Origin of the sequence: Amycolatopsis sp. CA-128772 (genome assembly GCF_002904295.1) — a bacterium.
Taxonomy (GTDB): Bacteria; Actinomycetota; Actinomycetes; order Mycobacteriales; family Pseudonocardiaceae; genus Amycolatopsis.
In genome coordinates, this window is sequence record NZ_PPHG01000074.1 from 17,082 (window position 1) to 40,230 (window position 23,149).

21 protein-coding genes and 1 pseudogene are annotated in these 23,149 nt (G+C 71.5%); 15 read left to right on the forward strand and 7 right to left on the reverse strand.

Features of this window, described 5'->3' with window-relative positions; genetic code table 11:
* Positions 1-128 precede the first annotated feature (128 nt).
* Together C2L59_RS28215 and C2L59_RS50460 are read left to right on the forward strand one after the other, a co-directional pair.
* Positions 129-1,241 (forward strand): sensor histidine kinase, encoded by a 1,113-nt coding sequence (locus C2L59_RS28215; protein WP_103352557.1) that lies wholly within the window; start codon positions 129-131, stop codon positions 1,239-1,241.
* Positions 1,242-1,350: 109 nt separating this feature from the next.
* Positions 1,351-1,828 (forward strand): annotated as a pseudogene (locus C2L59_RS50460) (integrase core domain-containing protein); the annotation flags it as partial.
* A 48-nt stretch (positions 1,829-1,876) separates the two neighbouring features.
* Here C2L59_RS50460 and C2L59_RS28225 read toward each other — a convergent pair.
* Positions 1,877-2,482, reverse strand: a complete 606-nt coding sequence (locus tag C2L59_RS28225) for a DNA-binding response regulator (protein WP_103352558.1) — start codon at positions 2,480-2,482, stop codon at positions 1,877-1,879.
* A gap of 255 nt (positions 2,483-2,737) precedes the next feature.
* Entirely contained in the window at positions 2,738-3,487 is a 750-nt protein-coding gene (locus C2L59_RS28230) for an AraC family transcriptional regulator (protein WP_103352559.1), read from the reverse strand.
* A 455-nt stretch (positions 3,488-3,942) separates the two neighbouring features.
* Between C2L59_RS28230 and C2L59_RS48235 the strand changes: the two genes are divergently transcribed.
* Together C2L59_RS48235 and C2L59_RS28235 are read left to right on the forward strand one after the other, a co-directional pair.
* Positions 3,943-4,119 carry a hypothetical protein gene (locus C2L59_RS48235; RefSeq protein WP_199199291.1) on the forward strand — a complete coding sequence of 59 codons (177 nt, stop codon included), beginning with the start codon at positions 3,943-3,945 and terminating at the stop codon, positions 4,117-4,119.
* A 328-nt stretch (positions 4,120-4,447) separates the two neighbouring features.
* Positions 4,448-5,053, forward strand: a complete 606-nt coding sequence (locus C2L59_RS28235) for a DNA-binding response regulator (RefSeq protein ID WP_103352560.1) — start codon at positions 4,448-4,450, stop codon at positions 5,051-5,053.
* Between the two features lie 37 nt (positions 5,054-5,090).
* Here the strand turns inward: C2L59_RS28235 and C2L59_RS28240 are convergent, their stop codons facing one another.
* Entirely contained in the window at positions 5,091-7,481 is a 2,391-nt protein-coding gene (locus tag C2L59_RS28240; RefSeq protein WP_103352561.1) for a sensor histidine kinase, read from the reverse strand.
* Positions 7,482-7,647: 166 nt separating this feature from the next.
* Positions 7,648-8,163 (reverse strand): DUF899 family protein, encoded by a 516-nt coding sequence (locus C2L59_RS28245; RefSeq protein ID WP_103352562.1) that lies wholly within the window; start codon positions 8,161-8,163, stop codon positions 7,648-7,650.
* 143 nt (positions 8,164-8,306) lie between these two features.
* Here C2L59_RS28245 and C2L59_RS28250 point away from each other — a divergent pair, with 143 nt between their 5' ends.
* Positions 8,307-8,927: an L-threonylcarbamoyladenylate synthase gene (locus C2L59_RS28250; protein WP_103352563.1), complete on the forward strand. Its 621-nt coding sequence runs from the start codon at positions 8,307-8,309 to the stop codon at positions 8,925-8,927.
* 259 nt (positions 8,928-9,186) lie between these two features.
* Here C2L59_RS28250 and C2L59_RS28255 read toward each other — a convergent pair whose 3' ends face one another.
* On the reverse strand, positions 9,187-9,849 hold the full coding sequence (locus C2L59_RS28255; RefSeq protein WP_103352564.1) for a maleylpyruvate isomerase family mycothiol-dependent enzyme: 663 nt from the start codon (positions 9,847-9,849) through the stop codon (positions 9,187-9,189).
* A gap of 146 nt (positions 9,850-9,995) precedes the next feature.
* Here C2L59_RS28255 and C2L59_RS28260 point away from each other — a divergent pair, with 146 nt between their 5' ends.
* Positions 9,996-10,379 (forward strand): YciI family protein, encoded by a 384-nt coding sequence (locus C2L59_RS28260; RefSeq protein WP_103352565.1) that lies wholly within the window; start codon positions 9,996-9,998, stop codon positions 10,377-10,379.
* Positions 10,376-11,608 (forward strand): RNA polymerase sigma factor, encoded by a 1,233-nt coding sequence (locus tag C2L59_RS28265; RefSeq protein ID WP_103352566.1) that lies wholly within the window; start codon positions 10,376-10,378, stop codon positions 11,606-11,608. The genes C2L59_RS28260 and C2L59_RS28265 overlap by 4 nt, the downstream gene beginning before the upstream one ends.
* 100 nt (positions 11,609-11,708) lie before the next feature.
* Here C2L59_RS28265 and C2L59_RS28270 read toward each other — a convergent pair whose 3' ends face one another.
* Positions 11,709-12,404 (reverse strand): winged helix-turn-helix transcriptional regulator, encoded by a 696-nt coding sequence (locus tag C2L59_RS28270; RefSeq protein ID WP_103352567.1) that lies wholly within the window; start codon positions 12,402-12,404, stop codon positions 11,709-11,711.
* Positions 12,405-12,473: 69 nt separating this feature from the next.
* The gene (locus C2L59_RS28275; protein WP_103352568.1) at positions 12,474-13,280 is read right to left on the reverse strand and encodes an AfsR/SARP family transcriptional regulator; all 807 of its coding nucleotides are present in this window, start codon (positions 13,278-13,280) and stop codon (positions 12,474-12,476) included.
* A 571-nt stretch (positions 13,281-13,851) separates the two neighbouring features.
* On the opposite strand from C2L59_RS28275, the gene C2L59_RS28280 reads away from it, so the two are divergent.
* The 8 genes from C2L59_RS28280 to C2L59_RS28315 all read left to right on the forward strand — a co-directional run bounded on the left by C2L59_RS28280 (position 13,852) and on the right by C2L59_RS28315 (position 23,058).
* Entirely contained in the window at positions 13,852-14,679 is an 828-nt protein-coding gene (locus C2L59_RS28280) for a helix-turn-helix transcriptional regulator (RefSeq protein ID WP_103352569.1), read from the forward strand.
* Positions 14,680-14,707: 28 nt separating this feature from the next.
* Positions 14,708-15,703: a DUF1702 family protein gene (locus tag C2L59_RS28285; protein WP_103352570.1), complete on the forward strand. Its 996-nt coding sequence runs from the start codon at positions 14,708-14,710 to the stop codon at positions 15,701-15,703.
* Between the two features lie 132 nt (positions 15,704-15,835).
* Positions 15,836-16,798, forward strand: coding sequence for a DUF1702 family protein (locus tag C2L59_RS28290; RefSeq protein ID WP_103352643.1), 963 nt, complete (start codon positions 15,836-15,838; stop codon positions 16,796-16,798).
* Entirely contained in the window at positions 16,795-18,768 is a 1,974-nt protein-coding gene (locus tag C2L59_RS28295) for a CRTAC1 family protein (RefSeq protein WP_103352571.1), read from the forward strand. Before C2L59_RS28290 ends, C2L59_RS28295 begins: the two co-directional genes overlap by 4 nt.
* 4 nt (positions 18,769-18,772) lie before the next feature.
* Positions 18,773-19,771 (forward strand): enediyne biosynthesis protein, encoded by a 999-nt coding sequence (locus tag C2L59_RS28300; protein ID WP_103352572.1) that lies wholly within the window; start codon positions 18,773-18,775, stop codon positions 19,769-19,771.
* A gap of 38 nt (positions 19,772-19,809) precedes the next feature.
* Entirely contained in the window at positions 19,810-20,367 is a 558-nt protein-coding gene (locus C2L59_RS28305; protein ID WP_103352573.1) for a DUF5987 family protein, read from the forward strand.
* The gene (locus C2L59_RS28310) at positions 20,364-22,016 is read left to right on the forward strand and encodes a GMC family oxidoreductase N-terminal domain-containing protein (RefSeq protein ID WP_103352574.1); all 1,653 of its coding nucleotides are present in this window, start codon (positions 20,364-20,366) and stop codon (positions 22,014-22,016) included. The genes C2L59_RS28305 and C2L59_RS28310 overlap by 4 nt, the downstream gene beginning before the upstream one ends.
* Before the next feature lie 247 nt (positions 22,017-22,263).
* Positions 22,264-23,058, forward strand: coding sequence for a TIGR03084 family metal-binding protein (locus tag C2L59_RS28315; protein WP_103352575.1), 795 nt, complete (start codon positions 22,264-22,266; stop codon positions 23,056-23,058).
* The last annotated feature ends 91 nt before the right edge of the window (positions 23,059-23,149 follow it).

Sequence of the window (23,149 nt, forward strand, 5' to 3'; positions counted from 1 at the left end):
CCCTCGTGCCCTGTTACCTTGGTAGCACTGGGGGCACGGGGGGTAAGCGGGAGGGGGCCGTGGTTCGGCCGGTGCGCAATCGCGGTACAGGAGTCCGGCGACGGGCCGGCGGGCCGTCCGCTCCTCCGATGCCGGAGGAACGGCCCGGGGTGCGGGCGCTCGTGTTCGGCGCGCAGCCGGCCGCGGTCGCCGCGCTCGCGCTGCTCGCGTTCCTGTCCGTGCTGACCGCCCGGGCGTCCTGGCTGGACCGGCTGGCCGCGCTGGCCTGCGCCGCGGCCCTCGCGGCCGGGCACCTGATCTGGTTCACGCACGGCCGGGCCGGCCGCCGGCTCGTGGTCCTGGCCGTCCAGGCCGCGCTGGGCTTCGTGCCGTTGCTGCAGTTCGGCGCCCTGTGGAGCCCGGCGAGCGGGTTCTTCGCCGGCGGGCTGCTGCTGGCGTTCCCGCCGTCCAAGGCGGTGCCCGGCGCGTTGCTGGCGTGCGTCGTGGCCGGGCTCGGCTCGGCGTGGCCCGGAGCCTCGGTGCACGCGGGCGTGGCCGGTGCGGTGGTCGCCGGGGTCGCCGGCCTCACCCTGTTCGGGCTCGGCACGTCGGCGCGGCTGGTGGCCGAGCGGGACGTGGAGGTGCGCGAGCTGAAGCGCCAGGCCATCGCCGAAGAGCGCAAGCGGTTCTCCCGCGACGTCCACGACCTGCTTGGGCTCAGCCTGTCGGCGATCACCCTCAAGGGTGAACTTGTGCACCGCCTGGTGCCCACCCGGCCCGCGCAGGCGAAGGAGGAGCTCGCCGAGCTGCTGGTGATGTCGCGGCGGGCGCTGGCCGACGTCCGCACGATTGCCGCGGGCTACCGCGAACTGTCGCTCGAGGAGGAGTGCCGGGCCGCGGCCGACGTGCTCAGCGCGGCCGGGACCCGGGTGACGGTGGCCCGCTCCGGCCTCGACGAGCTGCCCCTGCGGGTGGCCACCGCGCTCGGGACGGCGCTGCGCGAAGGCGTCACGAACGTGGTGCGCCACAGCACCGCGAGCTGGTGCGCGCTGTCGGTGAGCACCGAGGACGGGACGGCCTGGCTGGAGATCGTCAACGACGGCGCGGCCGGGGCGGCCGACGCCGGGGCGGACGCCGGCGCGGGCCTGCGGAACCTCCGCGACCGCATCGACGTCCTGAACGGCACGCTGACGACCGAAGCGGGTCCCGACGGGACCCACCGCCTGCTGGTGGCGATCCCGCTGGGGCGTGCGGCGTCCTAGCTGTTCTGTCCGGGGAGGTTGCGATCGTGGTGCCACCTGATCGGATGATCTTGATGTGAAGGAGGCCTCCGGGTTCGGTGTGGAGTGCGACGTCTACACCGAGCAGCGGAGGCTCTCGCGGCGGATCATCGAAGTCCGCCTGATCCGCCGGTGGGACTGGCCCGGATCGCCTACCTGCCGGGTTGAACCCCGCAACGGTGCATCAGGTCCTGGTCCGTTACCGGCTGGCCCGCCTCGATCGAGCTTCCGGTCGCCCCATTCGCGCTACGAACACGCCGCCCCCGGCGATCTGGTGCACATGGACATCAAGAAGCGACACGCTGCGCGGCGCGCAGATCACCCGCAAACACACCCGCCCCTACCGTCCCCAGACCACCGGCAAGGTGGAGCGGTTCAACCGGACCCTGCTCGACGAATGGGCCTATGACCAGCCCTGCCGCACCGAGGCCGAACGTCGGGCTGCGCTACCGCGGTGGCTGCACACCTACAGTCACCACTGCGGCCACACCGCGCTGGGCGGCAAACCACCCGCCGGCCGCGTCCCCAACCTCGCAGGGCAATACACCTGGCCGGCGCGGGTCGGGTAAGCGTTTTCCCGGAGGTTTCTCCGTGGTGAAGCGGATCCGGCCGGTGGGTCAGAGCCACTCGGCTTCGGTGGCGATGCGGATGGCGTGCACCCGGTTGCGGGCGTTCAGCTTCGTCACGACCGAGGCCAGGTAGTTGCGGACCGTGCCGGCCGAGAGGAACAGCTCGGAGGCGATGTCGGACACCGTGCGCCCCTTGGCCGCCAGGCCCAGGATTTCGACCTCGCGCGGGGTCAGCGGGCAGTCGTCGGTCTCCCAGGCGGCCAGGGCCAGCTCGCTGTCGATGACCCGGCGGCCGATGGCGACCGACCGCACGGCGTTCGCCAGCTTGTCCGACGGCGCGTCCTTGAGCAGGAAGCCGTTCACCTTGGCGTCCAGCGCCCGGCGGACCGTGCCCGGGCGGCCCAGGCTGGTCAGGATGAGCGTGTGGCAGTCCGGCAGGCTCTCGTGGATCTCGATCGCCGCGGACAGCCCGTCCTTGCCCGGCAGATCGATGTCGATGACCGCGACGTCGGGGTGGGCCGCCTTCGCGGCGGGGAGGATCTGGTCGCCCGAGGACACCTCGGCCACCACTTCGATGTCGGATTCGAGGTTCAGCAGGGCGACCAGGGCGCCGCGGACCATGTGCATGTCCTCGGCCAGCAACACCTTGATCACGTCGGTACCTCGCACCCCAGTCCGGCGACTCCGAACCGCAATTGTACGCCATTGCGCGGCCTTGCCGGTGTTTCCCGCGATCGCGGCCGCCGGAATACCGAATATTCACCCGCCGCCTACCCGATCCGGGCCGGTGCGGGCAATCCGGCCGCCGATGCCTGCTGCTGGGCCGAATGGCTGTGCCTCACCCCGAACAGGTGAGTCCGCCGCCCGTGGATTAACGGACGGCGGATTCGATCCCCCGGAATTGCACGCTCAGCTCGCGAGCGGGCGTGAGACTACGGCGTGGCGCAGGTCGGGCAGGGCCAGCAGGACGGGCGGGTCGAAGCCGTGCCGCGGGCGCAGCCGGACGTCGGCGAGGCTCGCCGTGACGCCGCGGTGGATGGTCACCGGCCCGGTCAGGCCGGTGAACGGCCGCAGCCCGTGGTTGTCGAGCGGGGTGGTCCCGTAGGCGTGCGTCAGGACGTACCAGGACCCCAGCGGGACGTCGGTCAGCGCGTACGGCCCCGGACCGGGCAGGATGGCGTACCGGGCCGGCGCGCCTTCGGCGATCCGGGCGGCGAACAGCCCGACGAACACCGGTCCGACCTCGGCGGCGGAGGCGACGCGCAGCTGGCCCCGCACGGTCGCCCCGGACCCCGGCTGGGCCTGCCGGTCGGCGATCCGCGGCGCCATGCCGTGCAGCTGGCGGTAGCCCGACGGCGAGACGCCGACGCTCCCGCTGAACCGCGCGCTGAACGTGCCGACGCTGTTGTACCCGACCTGGTGGCTGATGTCGGCCACCGAGATGACGGTGGTGGCCAGCAGGCGCTTGGCCTCCGCCAGCCGCAGGGCCGACAGGAACCGGCCCGGCGACAGGCCGGTGACCCGCAGGAACACCCGGGTGAAGTGGAACTTGCTGAACATGGCCGCGCGGGCGAGGTCGTCGATCGTGAGCCGCTCGCCCAGGTTGTCTCGCATGGTCACGATGGCACGTGCCACGGCTTGCCGGACGATCTCATCCATGGTGGGCCGTCCCCTCCGGTCGACGGTGCCGCGTCCGGGCCTTCCGGTGAAGTGTCCGGGTGCGGAAAAACGATTCCGACCAAAACTGTAGAACGGCGGACGTCTACTTCTTAAGTGCTCTGTGCACCGGTGCGGATGGATTTCACCGGTGGTCGACATGCGTTTTGCACATGCCGGGTTTGACGTCGCCGATGCTGGGTATCCGACCCGTGACGGATGCACATGGGTGCTGCCGGTGACCGCACCCCGCACCCGGCCGATCGCGCTTGGTGACGAAATCAGCGTGATTCGACCCGCATTCGATGGTTGGTTAGGCCGTTCGGCCCCATTCCGGAAACCGCACGGACCATGTGTAAGCCACGGCGGCCCGATGACGCGGGCACTGGCTGATACCGCGGCACTGGGCGACGATTTATGTCACGTGAAGCATTCATCTTCGCCACTGGGAGCACATAATGTCCGCACAGGTTTCCGCCAACGTCCGCGCACTTTTCGCCGATCTGGGCATCGAGGTCGAGAAGACCGTCACCGACCTGTCGATCGACCGGTTCGAGCAGTGGAGCGACGGCACCGCCGACGTCCGGCCGATCCTGGGGAGCATCTGCCGGCTGGACGTGCTCGAGGCGGCCTGAGCACCGTTTTCGCTGTTCTCGTGTTTGCCGGGCCGGTCACGCCGGGCGCGCTCCGCGCGCCGGGTGGCGACCGGCCCGTCGCATGTGGAGCACATCGACGTCGTCCACAAACGACGTGACGGGAAAATTTCCAACAGCCTGTGGATCATGGCAAGAACTCGTTACCGGTCGTAGTCGCACGGTCGCGACAAGGCAGTTTTAACCCGGCATTTGCCTGTGCCGGTGCATTTCGCGGCAGTGCTGTCCAGAGATGCCCGAACGGTGTAACCGATTCGTCAAGCAGAATGGTTGACTTGAGTTCTGGGGAATCGTGACTGCGGAGGCACCCGTGATCAGAGTGCTGGTTGCCGAGGACATGCACATCGTACGGGGGGCGCTGGTCGCCCTGCTGCGGCTGGAACCCGACATCGACGTGGTCGCGGAGGTCGCGTCCGGCCTGGAGATCCTGGCCGCGGCCCGCGCCAACCACGCGCAGGTGGCGGTCATCGACATCGACCTGCCGGGCAAGGACGGCCTCACCGCGGCCGGTGAGCTGCACGAACAGCTGCCGGGGTGCCGGACGCTCATCCTGACCAGCCTGGGCCGGCCGGGGACGCTGCGGCGGGCGCTGGACGCCAAGGTGGGCGGCTTCCTGCTGAAGGACGCGCCGCCCGACAAGCTGGCCAACGCCGTCCGCGGGGTCCTCGCCGGCCGCCGGATGGTGGACGGCGACCTGGCGCTGGCCGCGTGGGACTCCGTCGACTGCCCGCTCACCGGCCGCGAGCTGGACGTGCTCCGGATGACCGCGCAGGGCTACGGGACGGTGGAGGTCGCCGCGCGGCTGTACCTGTCCGCCGGCACGGTCCGGAACTACCTGACGACGGTGGTGGCGAAGCTCAACGCCCGCAACCGGGTCGACGCGATCCGGATCGCCGAGGAGTCCGGCTGGCTCTGAGCCGCGAACAGGTATAGACCAGTAAGGAATCCGGCCGTCAGACCGGAACCACGGCCCGCAGCCGGAACCGGCCGTCCGCCTCCACCCCCGCGGTCAGCTCGCCGCCGAGGTCGGCGACCCGGTGCGAGAGGTTGCCGATCCCGCTGCCCGGCGAGGAATCGCGGGGCGCGGTGCGCGGCGCGGGCACGACCGGCGCCGGCGGTTCCGCGGGATCGCCGGGGTCATCGGGGTTTTCGGGGTTTTCGGCCCGCGCGTCACGGTAGCCGCCGACGCCGTCGTTGACGATGTCGAGGCTGATCCCGCCGTCCGTGCGGTGCATGGCGATCTCGCAGCTCTCCACCTTGCTGTGCCGCAGCACGTTCGTGACGCCTTCGCGCAGCACCACGGCCAGCACCGTCCGCACCGGCGTCGGCAGCTCGTCTTCGAGCATCTCCATGCGCACCCGGACGTCGGCGGAAATCAGCACCGACTTCGCGGTGCGGGACTCGCTGGCCAGGGACAGTTCGCGGTAGCCGCTGGCCACCGACCGCACGTCGGACAGCGCTTGCCGGGTCAGGCCGAGGACCTCGGCGAGCTCGTCGGCGGCGCGGTGGCGGTCCAGCGACAGGATCCGGGCCGTCAGCTCGCTCTTCAACGCGATCGCCGACAGGCTCATCCCGAGCAGGTCGTGCAGGTCGCGGGCGAAGCGCAGCCGTTCCTCGGCGAGGGCCATCTCGGCCAGCCGCCGCCGGGTGTTGTCGAGCTCGGTTACCAGCCGGACCAGCCACAGCAGCCCGAACACGGCCAGCCCGGTCATCACGGTCGCGGCCGTGTAGAAGACCGTCGAGGTGATGTCCGCGCCCGAGATCCGCTGGATTTCCGCGTACGCGGCGATGTTGAGCGCGAAGAACACCCACCCCGCGACCGGCGGCAGGACGAGCAGCGAACTCCCGATCAGCAGCCCGGGCAGGCTCACCCAGTTCGGGCCGAGCGGCAGCAGCGGGAGGTAGACCAGGCAGGCCTGGACGAACACCATGCCGTAGCTCTGCGCCGTGCGCAGGTTGGTGGCCGGCCGGTTGAAGTAGGAGAACTGCAGCGCCAGCAACGCCACGATGGAGCCGACGACCAGGATCACCTGCCACGGCTGGGTGGTCAGCTCGAGCACGTGCAGCGTGGCCCCGCACGCCATCAGGGACATGACCACCGGGAGCAGCCGGCGGATCCGCTTGGACTCGGTCTCCGTCTGCTGCTCGGCTTCGTGCGCGGCCCCGCTGCCCAGCCGTTCCGGGACCGGGAGCTCGACCCGGAGCCGGAAGCGGCCGTCCGAACCGGTCTTCGCGGTCGCCGTGCCGCCGAGCGCGGCGACCTCGTCGGGCAGGGTCGCCAGCGTGGCCGCCGGGTCGTCCGCCGTCACGCCGTCGTTGACGATTTCGAGGGTGACCTTGCCGTCGTGGTGGCGGACGTCGATCTCGCAGTGCTCGACCTCGCTGTAGCGCAGCACGTTCGTGACGCCTTCGCGGAGCACCTTGGCCAGCAGCGTGCGCGCCTGGACCGGGAGGTCGCCCTGGTCGAGGTGGACCCGGACGGCGACGTCCGAGGCCGACAGCAGCGTTTCGGCCGTCCGCGACTCCTTCTCCAGCGAGAGTTCGCGGTAGCCGTGCGAGACCGCGCGGACGTCGGACAGCGTGCGCTGGGCGGTCGCGGTGATCTCGCCGAGCTCGGCCTTGGCCGCCTCGACGGACTTGCGCATCAGCCGCTGCGCGAGCTCGCCCTTGAGCGCGATCGCGGACAGGCTCAGGCCGAGCAGGTCGTGCAGGTCGCGGGCGAAGGCGAGGCGTTGCTCGGCCACCGCGCGCTGGGCCAGTTCGGTGCGGGCGCGGTGGAGTTCGTGGACCATCCGCGCGAGCCGGGCCAGCAGGTAGTAGAGGATGCTGTAGAAGCAGGCGGAAAAGCCGATGTAGATCGTGTCCAGGGGGGACGCGCCGAACGTGTGGTAGACCCACACCTCGCTGAGCGCGACCACCCCCAGCGTCGGCCACGCGTACCGCGGCGGCAGCACCAGCAGCGCCGCGCCGCCGACGAAGTCCGGCATGTCCGCCCACAGGATGCCGAAGGTCGGCAGCGGGACGTAGGCCAGCACGACCACCACGGCGAGCAGCACCCGGCTGGTGACCGAGTCGAGCCGCGCGGACGGGCGGCTGAACCACAGCAGCTGAATGCCGAGCAGGCCGGCGACGGCGGCGACGGCGTACAGGGCGTGGAGGCCGTCGACCGACGCCGGCAGCAGGCCGACGACGCCGATCACGCTGAACCCGGCGATGACGACGACGATGATGGCCGAGGCCAGGTAGGTGGCCAGCCGGGGGCGCCGGTCCGCCGCGGTGGTGCCGCGGGGTTCGGCGGTCGCTGAGCGCCCGGTGGAGGGCTCGAGAGCGGCGACCGGAGACATCAGTGCGGACCCTCCGGATCTGCGCGGCGACCGGCCGCCCGGGAGGCCGGGTCTGGGCGCTGTGTGTGCGAGCTGACGGCTGATCATAACTCAAGGGCGCGCACCGGAAACGGTGCGAAAACGTGCGATCGGACGGGCCGGCGCGGCCTGGCCGCGTCCGATCGGGTCAGCGGCCGTCCGGTGTGGGCGGCAGCCCGCGCGCGTTCGCGAGCAGGCTCAGGAAGTCGAGGCGCGGCACGGCGACCGAGCCGGTGTGCAGCACGGAACCGGCCGCCAGCCGGAAGAAGCTGAGCCCGGACTCGTCGTCGTCCCAGGAGTCGCCCCCCGCGGCGCCGGGCACGTGCCGGGTGGCCGGGAAGTCGTCGGTGAACGCGGTACCGGCGGCCGAGTACGCGGCGACGTTCCAGCCGAGGTGCCGCCAGTACTGCGCCAGTTTGGCGTAGGGCGCGCGGGAGACGAGCACCAGCCGCAGGCCCGGGTCGTGCAGCGCGTCGGTGACTTCTGCGGCCGGGACGACGTCCGCGGGTCCGCTGTGGTCGGCCATCGGGTGGTGCACGGCGAGCCGCGGGTGCCCGAGGAACAGCTCGGTCAGCGAGACCCGCCCGCGCGGGCCTTCGAACAGGTACCTGGCCCCGGCGACGACACGGGGGCTGTCGAGTTCCGGCACGGTCAGCTCCGTCATCACTGGCCCTCCCTGGCTGTGGTCCACTGCGGATTGTGGGCCGCCACCCGCGGGTGGGCCCAGCGTTCGGTCCGGGTACGGCAAGATAGGAGACGCGCGGGGGCCGCCGCGCCGTCCCGGGCGGCCGAAACTAGGCTCGGCCCATGGCACGCTATTTCGACCTGCACCCGGAGAACCCCCAGAAGCGGTCGCTGGGCCAGGTGGTCGAGATCCTCCGGAACGACGGGCTGATCGCCTACCCGACCGACTCGTGCTTCGCGCTCGGGTGCCGCCCGGGCAACCGCGACGGGCTCGACCGCATCCGCGCCATCCGCAAGCTGGACCACCGCCACCACTTCACCCTGGTCTGCCAGGACTTCGCCCAGCTCGGCCAGTTCGTCCACATCGACAACGCGGTGTTCCGCGCGATCAAGGCGGCGACCCCGGGCAGCTACACGTTCATCCTCCCGGCCACCAAGGAGGTGCCGCGCCGGCTGATGCACGAGAAGAAGAAGACGGTCGGCGTGCGCATCCCGGACCACCGCGTCACCCAGGCGTTGCTGGCCGAGCTCGGCGAGCCGTTGCTGTCGAGCACGCTTCTGCTGCCGGGCGAAGGCGAGCCGATGACGCAGGGCTGGGAGATCAAGGAGGAGCTGGACAACGCCCTGGAGGCGGTCCTGGACTCGGGCGACTGCGGCGTGGAACCGACGACGGTGGTCGACTTCTCTTCCGGGGAAGCGGAGATCCTGCGGGTGGGGGCGGGGGATCCGGCACCGTTCGAGTAGGCCGCGGGTGGGCCAGGACCGGCGGCCGGCGCCGGCGTTGAGGCCGCGCCAATGCACCTGCGTGAGCGGCTGGGTGGCCTGCGAGGTTGCCGCGCGCTGGCCGTTGCGCCGCGAGGAGCGGCCGGCGGTGCGGCCGCGGGCGGGCCCCGCCGGTGCACCTGCGGGAGCGGCTGCACGCCCACCGAGCCGGCCGCGGCGAGAGTCCCGCGGCCCGGCGCCGGATGAGCGCAGGCCGGCGAACCCCGGACCTACCGAAGCCTCAGCGCTCCAGCAACTCCAGCCATTCGGCGGTGTGCCCGCCCGTGAACACCAGGGACAGGTCCTCCGCGAACCGGCGGCCGGTCACCAGGAGGCAGAAGTCCTCCGCCGGACCCGTGATGCGGTCGCGGGCGTCCTGGGGGCCGAACGCCCACAGCTCGCCCGAGGGCGCGCGCAGCTCGAAGCGGAACTGGCCCGGCGGTGTCTCCTGGTGGCGGTGGTACACGCGGTCGCGGGTGCGGATGCCGTAGTAGGCGACGTGGCCGATCGCGTCGTCGCGGCGGAGGCGGATGCCGACCGCGTCGGCGATGTCCTGGCCGCAGGCGAACAGCTCGGTCAGCACCGCCGCCGCGAGGACCGAGGGGCGCAGGGGGCCGTCGCTCCACGGGAGCTCCGGTTCCGGCGGGGCCGAGGTGAGCAGGGCCGTCGCCTTGCGCTGCTCGATCAGCCAGCTCACGATCGCCTCGTCGAGCGTGTCGTACGAGATCTGCGGGGTCACCCCGAACGCCGCCGGGTGCTCGACGCTGAGGCGGACCAGGCGGGCGGTCGACGTCAGCCGGGCGAAGTACCCGGCGAGGTCCGGGCCGGGGCCGTACCCGTGCCGCTCGGCCAGTTCGGCCAGCGCCTCGGTCTCGGTCTGCAGGTCCGTGAACACGTCGGCCATCGGCGCCCAACCTCCTGGTCCGGGCAGCCGGGACTGCCCGTAACCAGCCTCGCAGGCCCCCGCGCGGCGGCTCCACTCCGCGGTTGCGGCGCGGTCGGCTATCTTCGGCCACGGACGCGGCGAGGGTGGCTGAAGGGAGCCCGGACGTGAAGTACCTGCTGGCGATGTACCTGAACCCGGACGTGCTGGCGAAGCTGTCCGAGCAGGACATGGACGCCATCATGACCGGGCACCAGGAGTTCATCCGCACCATCCGGGAAACCGGCGAGATGATCAGCACCCAGGCGCTCGGCGCGGTCGCCGACAGCAGCGTCGTGCGGGTGCGCGGGGGCCTGCCCGCCGTCACCGACGGCCCGTTCCTGGAGTCGAAGGAGTTCCTGGCCGGCTACTACCTCGTCGAGTGCGCGAGCAAGGAGCGCGCCGTCGAGCTCGCCGGGATGATCCCGGACGCCGCCGTCGAAGGCCTCGGCATCGAGGTCCGCGAGGTGGTCTACTTCGCCGACGCCGAAACCGAAGTGCCCATGGCGTGACCGCGGTCGCCGACGTGCTGCGGCCGCTCGTGCCGCAGGTGCTGGGCGTGCTGGTCCGCCGGTACGGCCAGTTCGACGCGTGCGAGGACGCGGTCCAGGAGGCGCTGCTGGCGGCGAGCGGGCAGTGGCCGGCCGAGGGCGTGCCGGACAACCCGCGCAGCTGGCTGGTGACGGTCGCGACCCGGCGGCTCACCGACAGCTGGCGCAGCGAGAGCGCGCGGCGGCGGCGTGAGGAGTCGGTCGCCGTGCGGGAGCCGGTGACCGTCGTGCCCGGGCCCGGCGAGGAGCAGCCCGCGGCCGGGGACGACACGCTGAAGCTGCTGTTCCTGTGCTGCCACCCGGCGGTCTCGCCGCCTTCGCAGGTCGCGCTGACGCTGCGGGCCGTCGGCGGCCTGACCACGGCGCAGATCGCGAGCGCCTTCCTGGTGCCCGAGGCGACCATGACGCGGCGCATCACCCGCGCGAAGGAGAGCATCGCCGCGGCGGGGTCGACCTTCAGCGAGCCGTCGCCGGCCGACTTCCCGGCGCGGCTGCAGGTGGTGCTCCAGGTGCTGTACCTGATCTTCAACGAGGGGTACACGGCGACGTCGGGGGAGAACCTGCTGCGCGCCGAGCTGGCCACCGAGGCGATCCGGCTGACCCGCGCGGTGCACGCGCTGATCCCCGGCGAGGGCGAGGTCGCGGGCCTGCTGGCGCTGATGCTCCTGACCGACGCCCGCCGCGCGGCGCGCACCGGCCCGGACGGCGAGCTGGTGCCGCTGCCCGAGCAGGACCGCGGCCGCTGGGACGCGGCGATGATCGAGGAAGGCGTCACGCTGGTGCGTTCGACGCTGGGCCGGGGCCCGGTGGGGCCGTACCAGGTCCAGGCGGCGATCGCGGCGCTGCACGACGAGGCACCCGGCACGGACGAGACCGACTGGCCGCAGATCGTGGAGCTGTACGGCGTGCTGGGCGAGCTCATGCCGGGGCCGGTGGTGACGGTGAACCTGGCGGTGGCCCTCGCCCAGGTGGCGGGCCCGGACGCCGGGCTGGCGGTGCTGGACGGGATCGACGCCAAGCTGGACGTCGGACGCCGCGTGGACGCGGTCCGGGCGCACCTGCTGGAGCGCGCGGGCCGGCCGGCCGACGCGCGGGAGTACTACCTGCGCGCGGCGGAGCGGACGGAGAGCGTCCCGGAGCGGCGCTACCTGGAGGCGCAGGCCGCGCGGGTCGGCCTGCCCCGGTCCTGAAGGCGGCACTTTCACGTGAAAGCGCCCACCTGGGGCGGCACTTTCACGTGAAAGTGCCGCTCGGGTGCCGGGCCTGCGCGGGGGCAGGCCCGGCCGTGGGTCAGACCGCGATGCCGCCGGCCGGCTCCGGAGCCGCCGGGACGTGGAACAGCTGCGCGAACAGCTCCAGGTCCGCCACCTCGCCCTCGATGGTGAGCTTGCCCGAGCGGACCGCCGCCGCGGCGGTGAGCTGGCCGCTCATCAGGTCCAGCAGCGCCGCGTTGTGGCCGGTGCGGATGGCCAGCTCGGCGCCGGGGAACCGGCCTTCGCCGACCTTGACCGCGCCGTCCTCGACGAGGGCGTGCACCGTCATGCGGTCGTCGTAGCGGATCTCGAAGTTGATCTGCACGCCTTCGGCCCGCTCGGGACGGAACGTCGTGTAGAGCGACAGGATCGCCGCGTCGAGGGTGACCACGTCGTCGGCGGCCGGCTTGCTCAGCGAGCGTGCGCCCCAGAGGCCGAGGTCGAGCACGATGTTGTCGAGCTCGCTGCCGTACTGGGTCAGCTCGTAGACCAGGCCCGCGTCGAGCTCGGCGCGGACGCGGCGGCGGATCACGCCGGTCGCCTCCAGGTCGTTGAGCCGGGCGGACAGGATGGACGGCGGGATCTTCGGCAGGCCGGCCTGCAGCTCGTCGTACCGCTTGGCGCCGAGCACCAGGTCACGGATGATCAGCAGCGACCAGCGCTCGCCGATGAGCTCGAGCGCGCGGGCGACGCCGCAGAACTGGCCGTAGGCACGGGTGTGCGGAGTGGGCATCGAACTTTCCTCACTTCTTTTCGGGCGGTGCGACGGCCCGGCGGGAGCCGGGAACGGAGGCGGGGCGGCTCACCGGTGGTCGCCCTCGGAAATCAGCTCGCGGTGCAGAACCTGCAGGTCGTCGCACGGTTCGACGCCCAGCTCGCCGGCCAGCCGCGTGCGGAGCCTGCGGTAGACGGCCATCGCGTCGGACCGCCGGCCGCTGCGGCCCAGTGCCCGCATCAGCTGCCCGTGCAGGGCTTCGTCGAGCGGGCTGCCGGTGGTCAGCGACCGCAGCTCGCCGATCAGCTCGCGGTGCCGCCCGCTGACGATCTCCGCTTCGATCCGCAGGTGCAGGACGCTGCGCCGCAGTTCGAGCAGCTCGGTCCGGTAGGCCGACAACACCGGTCCACAGTGGATGTTCGCCAGCGGCGGCCCGGACCAGAGGTCGAGCGCGGCGCGGCAGGCGTCGGCGGCACCCGCGTGGTCGCCGGCCGCCTGGCGCTCGAACCCCTGCTGCTGCAGCCGCACGAACCGGTGGATGTCCACTTGGGCCGGATCGATGTTGAAGGTGTACCCGGACTGCTTGGTGACCAGCAGCTTCTCGGCGTCCTCCGCGAGGTCGTTCTGCATGATGCAGCGACGCAGGTGGTAGACGTAGGTGTGCAGGGTGGTCCGGACGGTGCGCGGCGGGTTGTCCGACCACAGCTCCCGGATCAGGGTGTCGATGTGTACCATCTTGCCCGGGCGCATGACGAGCACGGCGAGCAGCGCCAGCACCTTCGGGGCGCTCGGCGCGTAGTCGACGCCCTCGCGCAGCACTTCCAGCGGGCCCAGCACGCTGAAGTGGACACCACCGTCGTACGGCTCGTCGGTTCGCTGCGGTTCGGAGTACATGGCTGGCCTCCAGCATCGTCAAGGCGTCCTCGCGCTCCCCAGGTCGTGCCGCGCGGGTCGGTGGACGGCCGAACTCCGGGCTTCTATCCGAATGTGACAGAGCGCCGACCCGGCGGCCAGTGAACCGCCCACCGGACCCGGCGTGGGTTCGTCCTGCCCCCGCATGCGTTCCGCAGGTTCCGGGGGTGCGCTACGCACCCGCCGCCATCTGGTGGAACCCGCCCCCCGCCGGGGCGCGGCCTCCCCGGATCGGACCAAACGCGCGTCCCGCGGGACCGCTGCCGATCATGGCCGCGGGTGTCCGGCACACCGCACCCGGGCGTTCCGCACGCGCCGGTCCGGGTGGACCACCCGCCCACGACCGGGTGTCCCGCGGACGGGTGAATCGGATCCCCGGTGTCCTCCATCGCTCGTCAATCGATCTCCGAGATACGGCGTCTTCCCTGACACGAGGAGAAGGAGAACTTCCACCAGGGGATTAGAGGTTGGACTGATGATGTTGCGCTCTATAGCGGCTGTCGGACACGGCAGCGAGTTCGACGCTCCAGCCCGGGAGCCGGCGCTCGAGAGAGTGGACAGGTCGGTCCGGCCCGCGGTGCTGCAGGCCATCTCGTCGATCCGGGAGCGGTACTTCGAGCCGATCACGCTCGCCGACCTGGCGTCCGAAGTGTTCGTCAGCCGGTTCCACTTCTCCCGGATGTTCGCCGACGCCACCGGGGTGACGCCCGGCCGGTTCCTCACCGCCGTGCGCCTCTTCGAAGCGAAGCGGCTGCTGCTGACGACGTCCCTGAACGTCTCCGACATCGTGTGCAGCGTCGGCTACAGCAGCGTCGGCACGTTCACCAGCCGGTTCTCGCGGGCGGTCGGGATGACGCCGACGCAGTACCGGGAACCGCAGGTCGCCGAGCTGCTCGTGGCGATCTCCCCGACGCTGCGGCGGCTGCCGCCGCTGCGGACGCTGCGCGCGGCCGGCCGCAACTGCGCGTCGCTGCAGGCGGGCACCGGCGAGCTGGCGATCCAGCTGGACCTGCCCGGGGGCGCGGCGCCGGCGGACACGCTGGTCGGGCTATTCGCCGACCCGGTGCCGCAGTGCGGCCCGGTCGCCTTCACCGGCATGGCGAACATGAACTCGGGCGAGCTGACCATCCACGGCGCACCGGCCGGGCAGTGGACCGCGATCGCGGTCGCGCAGCACCAGCCGGGCACCGCCGGGCCGCGGTTCTCGATCGCCTACTCGACCGTCCACGTGGCACCGCACGGGCGCTCCGCCGCCCGGATCGGGCTGCGCGCGCCGGCGCCGACCGACGCCCCGATCGCGATCACGCTCGCGTCGAAGCAGTCGCCGTTCACCCAGCGCATGCTCGCCGCGGCCCGGCCGCACCTGCGCGCCGTCGCCTGAGCCACCGCCGACCAAGGGGCCAATCACGATGTCCACCGTTATCGGAGTTCTGCGCAAGCGTTTTCTCGCTCCATCGCTGGCGTCCGTCGGCTTCGCCGAACGCGGCTTCCCGGTCACCCACACCGACGCGACGGCCCGGCTGGAGGCGGTGCCGCAGGCGGTCATTTGCGGGTTCGAGTGGGCGGTCGAGGGCGCGTCGCTGTGGGAGGTCGAGCGCCGGCTCGCGCTGATCGAGCCGGAGCAGCGCGGGTTCGCCTACGAGGGCGCGACGATGGGCTACACCGTCCTCGACGCGATGCCCGGCGGCGGCCGCGACCGCACGCGCGCGCTGCTGGAGGGGCCGGCGCGCCCGTACATCTTCCTGACCTACATCGGGATCGGCTTCGCGATGGCGCGGCTGCCGCGGCCGCTGTGGAAGAACATCCTGCCGGAGCTGACCGGGGTGGCCTACCACCCGACGATGAGCTGGCTGGCCGTCGACGGCTACGGCTTCGACCGGGCCTACTTCGACACCGAAAAGTGGGTCGGCAGGCAGGCCGAGCCGGTGCCCTACCCGTGGGAAGGGCGGCCCGAGTACTTCGCCCGCGCCTTCGACCAGGGGGTCGGCCGGGCGCTCTGGTTCATCCACGGCGGCAACCCGGCCGCGGCCGCCGCCGCGGCGGGGCGGTTCGCCGAACACCGCCGGGCGGACCTGTGGAGCGGGATCGGGCTCGCCTCGACCTTCGCCGGCGGCGCCGACCAGCGCGGCCTGGCGATCCTGCGCCGCGCGGCGGGCGAGTACCACGACGAGCTCGCCCTGGGCGTGGTCTTCGCGGTCAAGGCGCGCACCTACGCCGCCTACGTGCCCGCGCACACGCACCTCGCCGCCGAGGTGCTCACCGGCCACTCCGTGCAGCAGCTGCGGGACATCTCCGACCGGACCGAAGCCGCCGGCGGCGGCGACGGCGACCTTCCGATGTACGAGGTCTGGCGCGAGCGGATCCGGGCCGAATTCCGGCCCGACGCCCGCCGCCTGGCGAGCTGAACCCCAGGTCCGCGGCCCGGCGGCAAACGTGGAGTAGAGCTGCCGGTGCGGAATCTGTGACCGTGGATGCATTCGGCCAAGAATTTATGCGACCCGTAAGGGGGAAGTGCGTTGGGCGACGGTTGGCGCGCGTTGAGGCGCCGCATCCTGACACCGGACGTCTCCGAGACGTCGCTGGACAAGCGTGGTTTCCACAAGAAGAGTCCGCAGGCTCAGGAATTGCTGGAAACGGTGGGGGAGAAGTTCCTGCTCGGCTACGCACACGCCGTGGAAGCGCGGACCCCCGCTCAGTGCGAAGAATGGCTGGGTCGCATTCCGGAACAGTTCCGCGGATTCGCCTACGAAGGCGCGGGAATGGGCTACGCGATGCTCGACGGGCTGCCCTTCGGCGGCCGGAAGCACATCGACGACTTCGTGGCCGGACCCGGCGGGACGCAGCAGCACTACATCATCCTGGTCGGCGTCGGCTGGGCGATGGCGCGGCTACCGCGCTTCGCGTGGCCGAAGGCGGACCGGTTCGACCCGCTGCTGCGCTGGCTGGTGCTCGACGGCTACGGCTTCCACCAGGCGTACTTCAAGACCGAGAAGTACGTGCGGCAGCAGTACCAGGAGCCGGGCTTCCCGTGGCCGTCGCGGCAGTACAGCAGCTACTCGCTACGGGCCATGGACCAGGGCATCGGCCGCGCGCTGTGGTTCATCTGCGGCACCGACGTCGACCTGGTGACGAAGACCATCGCCGGGTTCGACCCGGCCCGCCACGGTGACCTGTACGCCGGGGTCGGGCTGGCGTCGACCTACGCGTGCGGGGTCGCCGAAGCCGAGCTGGTCGAGCTCGCCGAGCGCGCGGGCAAGCACCGCGGGCAGCTCGCCCAGGGCAGTGCCTTCGCGGCCGACGCCCGGGTGCGCGGCGGCGTGCTGATCCCCCAGACCGAGGTCGCCACGCGGGCGATCTGCGGGCTGCCCGCCGAGCGCGCGGCGGCGATCACCCAGGAAGTGCGCCCGGCGGAGGTCGTCGACGGCGAGCTCCCGGCATTCGAGGCCTGGCGGCAGCGGATCGCCGGCGAAGTGCTGACCCATGGAAGAGTGAACCAATGACCGCGACCACACGCTGGCTGCGTCGGCAGCTCGCGGGCATCGTGGCGATCGCGCTGGTGCTGACGTTGTTCTTCGTCGCGCGCCTGCCGAGCGTCTCGGCCGCCGAGCAGGACCAGCTGGCAGGCAAGTTCCAGTTCACCCCGATGACGATCGCGTTGCCGGCGGCGGCGAAGTCGCAGTACGTCCGGACGCTGAACAAGCAGTACGAGCACATCTCGGCCTGGATGTCCTCGACCGGTGCCGCCATCGCGATGAACGACCTCGACGGTGACGGCCTGGCCAACGACATCTGCCTGGTCGACCCGCGCAGCGACCAGGTCGTCGTGACGCCGGCGCCCGGCAAGGGGCAGGGCCGCTACGCCCCGTTCGCCCTCGACCCGGCGCCGCTGCCGACGTGGGACTACCTGGCCCCGATGGGCTGCGTCCCCGGCGACTTCAACGAAGACGGCCGGATGGACGTCCTGGTCTACTACTGGGGCCGCACCCCGGTGGTGTTCCTGCAGAAGGCCGGCGCCACCAAGCTCGCCCCCTCGGCCTACGCGCCGGCCGAGCTCGTGCCGGGCAGCAAGCGCGGCCCGGACGGCAAGTACAACGGCCCGCTGTGGAACAGCAACGCGGCCACCATCGGCGACTTCGACGGCGACGGGCACGTGGACGTCTTCGTCGGCAACTACTTCCCGGACAGCAAGGTGCTGGACCCGAACGCCGACGGCGGCATCACGATGAACCAGTCGATGTCGCACGCGAAGAACGGCGGCGGCAAGTACCTCTACCGCTGGACCGGCGCCACCGCGGGGACGAGCCCGACCGCGTCGTTCGCCGACGCCTCGGACGCGATCCCGGCCGGCGACCGCACCGGCTGGACGCTGGGGGCCAGCGCCACCGACATCGACGCCGACGGCCTGCCCGAGCTCTACATCGCCAACGACTTCGGGCACGACCACCTGCTCTACAACAAATCGACGCCAGGGCACGTGGCGTTCGGCGAGGTCACCGGGGTCCGCGGGGTCACCGAACCGAAGTCGAAGGTGCTCGGCAACGACTCGTTCAAGGGCATGGGCGTCGACTTCGGCGACTTCAACCACGACGGCCTGTACGACATCTTCGTCTCCAACATCACCACCTCGTGGGGTGTCGAAGAGTCGAACCTCCAGTTCGTCAACACCGCCAAGGACCTGACCGACCTGCGCACGCAGCTGAAGGACGGCGTGGCCCCGTTCCACGACGAGAGCGGCGACACGCGGACGGCGTGGTCCGGCTGGGGCTGGGACCCCAAGATCGAGGACTTCAACAACAGCGGTGACGTCCAGATCGCCCAGGCGACCGGGTTCATCAAGGGCCAGGTCAACCGGTGGCCGCAGCTGCAGGAGCTGGCGGTGGCCAACGACGGCATGACGTCCAACCCGTTCTGGTGGCCGAACGCCCGGCCCGGCGACGACCTCGCCGGTGACCAGACGCTGCACTTCTTCGTCAAGCGCTCGGACGGCACCTACGTCGACCTCGCGCCGAAGCTCGGCCTGGCCGTCCCGGTGCCCACCCGTGGCATCGGCGTCGGCGACGCGGACGGGGACGGCCTGCCCGAGTTCGCCGTCGCGCGGCAGTGGGAGCAGCCCGTCTTCTACCACAACGACAGCCCGAAGACCGGCAAGTTCCTGCAGCTGAAACTGAGCACCGACGCTCCCGTGGCGCCGGGCCCGCTGCCTTCGGCCGGTTCGCCGGCGATCGGCGCCGAGGTCACGGTGACCGCCGCGGACGGCAAGAAGTACGTGGGCCGCGTCGACGGCAGCAGCGGGCACGCCGGCCGCCGCAGCTTCGACGTCCAGATCGGGCTGGGCGAGAACGTCTCCGGTCCGCTCGCCGTGCACCTGCAGTGGCGGGACCGCACCGGGCAGCTGCGCACGCAGGACCTGCAGCTCGCCCCCGGCTGCCACATGTTCCAGCTCGGTACCCAGGCGAAGGAAGAGATGTGACGTCATGGCGACGCCCATAACGACCAAAGTGGACACTGCCCCGCCGAAGCGGACCAACAAGGTCATCACGGCCCTGCGCCGCTTCGCCATCTCGATCACGATCTTCAACATCCTCGGCTACACCGTGCTCGGCTTCGAGCAGCCGTGGCTGTACCCGTTCGTCGCCGTGGGGGTCGCGTACACCACGGAGATCCTGCTGGAGATCATCAACGCCCGGGTCACCCACCGCGAGGTGCGGTTCCGCGGCAACGGGTTCCGGGGCCTGGTCGAGTTCCTGTTCCCGGCGCACATCAGCGGCCTGGCGCTGAACATGCTGACCTACGTCAACGACCACATCTGGGCGATGATCTTCGGCGTGGTCGTCGCGGTCGGCGCGAAGTGGGTGCTGCAGGCGCCGGTGTACGGCCGGCTGCGGCACTACATGAACCCGTCGAACTTCGGCATCACGATCATGCTGCTGGTGTTCCCGTGGGTCAACATGACCCCGCCGTACCACTTCTCGGAGAAGGTCGACACCTGGGTCGGCTGGCTGATCGTGGCGGTCATCCTGATTTCGGGCACGGTGCTCAACTCGCTGCTGACCGGCCGGATGTGGCTGATCTTCGGCTGGTTGTCCTTCTTCGTCGTCCAGGCGTTCCTGCGCGGCGCGCTCTTCGGCACGTCCATCCCGGGCGCGCTGGCGATGGGCACCGGGATCGCGTTCGTGCTCTACACGAACTACATGGTGACCGACCCGGGCACGTCGCCCTCGAAGCCGGTTTCGCAGTTCGCCTTCGGGGCCGGGATCGCGATGATGTACGGGTTCTTCACCGCCGCGCACATCGCCTACGGGCTGTTCTTCGCCACCGCTTCGGTGTGCCTGATCCGCGGGATGTACCTGTGGGGCCTGCACTTCTCGAACAAGGCGCGGATCAAGTTCGAGGCCGAGCAGGCGGCGCAGAAGGTGCAGCTCGCCGCGGCACCGCCGGCGCCGTCCGGTGACGAAAAGCCCTTGGCGGCGTGACCGCTCTACTGTGGACAGTCTGGTGAGGAGGTAGGCCGGTGGCAAGCGAAGAAGAGGTCCAGGTGCTGACCCTGGAGGCGTACGCCGACACGATCGTGCCGGGGGAGAAGCGGTACCCGGAGGACCGCGCCGTGGCGGGGGCCGCACCCGGGCCCGGCGCGGTGGAGGCGGGTGCGCTCGAACTGCTCAACTACGACGCCACCGGCATCACCGCCGGCCTGCCCTACCTGGTGCAGTCGCTCAACGACCACGCGAAGTCGTACGCGGGGGAGGTCGAGCTGGAGCTCGACACCGACCTCCCGCCGTTCGTCGCGTTGCCGTACGAGCACCGGCGGGCCCTGGTGACCCGGCTGACCAAGCCGGGGCACCCGGAGAAGGAGGGGTGGGTGAGCCTGGCCCTGTTCTGCAACATGGCCTTCGACACCGCCCCGCACCGGCACACCAAGGAGGCCCTGGAGAACGGGCACCCCGGGTTGCTCGCCCTCGGCTACCGCCTCCCGGACGACGACGGGCTGTGGCGGTTCCCGAAGTTCTCCTACGGCCGCAAGCTGGCCGATCTCCATCCCGACACCACACCTTCGGGGAGCCCGGCATGAGTGCCATCGAGAAGACCGACGTCGTCATCGTCGGGAGCGGCTTCGGCGGCTCGATCCCGGCGTACCACCTCGCGGCGGGCGGCGCGAAGGTCGTCGTGCTCGAACGCGGGCCGTGGCTGGCCGCGGAGGACTTCGAGCACGACTACCTGCTGGGTTCGTCCTACACGCGGGTGTTCGACTTCGTCGCCGGCGAGGGGATGAGCGTGCTCGGCGGCAACTGCGTCGGGGGCGGCAGCGTGGTGTACTTCGCCGCGATGCCGCGGGCGCCGAAGTTCGTCTTCGACCGGCACGGCAGCATCGGCCGCCGGATGTGGCCGGCGGAGATCAGCCGGGACTCCCTCGAGCCGTGGTACGACCGGGTGGACGAGTCGATCCCGGTGTCCAAACAGGACTGGAACGACGTCTCGTACGCCGGTGGGCTGTGGGCCGCGGCCTGCAACCACTCGGGCCGCACGGCGAACCCGGCCCCGGTGGCCGTGGACAACGACCGGTGCACCAACTGCAACTTCCAGATGGCGGGCTGCCGGTTCGACGCGAAGCGGTCGATGCTGACCAACTACCTTCCCGCCGCGCTGGCGCACGGCGCGCAGATCCGGCCGCTGCACGAGGTGGAGCGGCTGGAGCGCACCGAGGACGGCGGCTACCGCGTCCACTTCGACCTGATCGACGAAGAGGACTACCGGATCCACACCGGGTCCGGGGTGATCGAGGCGAAGATCGTCATCATCGCCGCCGGGGCCGGCGCGACGCCGGTGATCCTGCAGCGTTCCGAGGCGGCGCTGGGCACCATGCCGCACGGCGTCGGCCGGTACTTCTCCGGCAACGGCGAGCGGCTGAACACCGCGATCATCGACGAGGACCGGGTGCGCGAGGTGCTCGGGCTGTCCCGTGAGGACGGTGCCGTCTACGCGGCCAACCACATCGGCAAGGGCCCGACGGTGGCGAACTGGGACAAGCTCGACGGCTCGCTGCCGGAGTACGAGCGGTACTCGCTGGAGCAGCTGTACTTCCCGCCCGGGCTCGGCACGATCCTCGCGCAGGCCCCCGGCGGCGAGGAGCCGCGCTGGTTCGGCGCGGAGAAGAAGCAGATCCTCGAGAAGTGGGCCAACTGGCTGACGATCTTCCTGATGACCGAGGACGACAACGAGGGTGTCTTCGGCACCCCGCCGCCGACCGGCAACGCCTACCGCATCTCGCAGCAGATGCTCGGCCGCGGGCCGCTGCGCTACGAGCCGACGGCGAACACCCTGCGCGGCTGGGCGCTGGCGGACGCGGACTGCAAGGCGATCATCGAGAAGGACGGCCTGGCGAAGGTGTCGCCGTGGACCAACGACGTCGTCGGCGCGTACACCGTGCACCCGCTGGCGTCCTGCCGGATCGGCGACGACCCGGCGACCTCGGCCCTGCACCCCAGCCACGAGCTGCGCGACCACGCGGGCATCTTCGTGACCGACAGCGCGTCGGTGCCCGGGGCGCTCACGGTGAACCCGGCCATGACGATCGCGGCGCTGGCCGAACGGGCCGTCCCGGGCATCGTCCGGGCGCTGCAGGAGCGCGGGGTCGACGTCAAGTACGGCGCCCCGGCGCCCGACGGGTCCATCACCGGCCGCCGCGCGGTGTCCAAACTGGACCTGGTGGCCGGCAACTGATCGAAGCCGGGTGCGGCGCCCGCCGCGCCCGGCAGGAGAAGACCCCGGTCGTCGCGGCAGGTGACGATCGGAAGGCAGATCGGGCGCCGGGGCTTCGCAGCCCCGGGACAACCGACCCCGAGTCCGGGACCGGCCGTCGCGCCGGCGCACCCGATCCGCCGTCCCCGATGGCCGCGGTGGCGGTACCCCCGCCCCCGCGGCCATCGCGGACAGCCCAGGTACAACCGAGGATCGAGAGGACGGCAAGGTGACTGACACGACGGGCGTGATCGCCGACTTGACCGCCGAGGCCGACGTGGTCGACGTGCTCGTGGCGCGCCTCGCCGAAGCGGAGTGGGAGACTCCCACCCCCGCGCCGGGCTGGCGGGTCCGGGAGCAGATCGCCCACCTGACGTTCATCCTCCGCATCGCCGGGCTGGCCGCGGCCCAGCCGGAGGTCTTCGTCGCGATGACGAAGTCGCTGACCGGCGGGCTCGACGTGGCGGTCAACGCGGCCCTGAAGGAGTTCGAGCACGACCCGGCGGAAGTGCTGCTGACGAAGTGGCGCGCCGATCGCGACACCGCCATCAAGGCGCTCGCCGCGGTGCCGGGCGACCAGCTCGTCCCGTGGCTGGTGCGGCCGCTGCCGCCGTACGTGCTCGCGTGCGCCGGGATGATGGAGCTGTTCGGGCACGGCCAGGACATCGCCGACGCGCTCGGCGTCCGGCCGGCGCGCACCGACCGGCTGCGCCACCTCGTCGGGTTCGCCGTGCGCGTCCGCGACTTCGGCTACGAAGCGCACGGGCTGACGCCGCCGGAGACCGAGTTCCGGTTCGAGATCACCGGGCCGTCGGGCGCGGTCTGGACCTTCGGGCCGGAGGACTCGCCGGAGCGGATCACCGGGAGCGCCGAGGACTTCTGCCTGCTGGTCACCCGGCGCCGGCACCGCGACGACCTCGACCTTCGGGCCGAGGGGGCGCTGGCCGACCGGTGGCTCGACATCGCGCAGGCCTACCGCGGCCCGGCCGGCGAAGGCCGCCAACCGGGGCAGTTCGCCGACTGAGCGGTGTCCGTCCATTGTGGAACATGAGTTGTCGCTGCGTGCGGACAAGGCGGCCGCGGGCATGGAGAAAGAAGACTTGACCGGCAGGCAA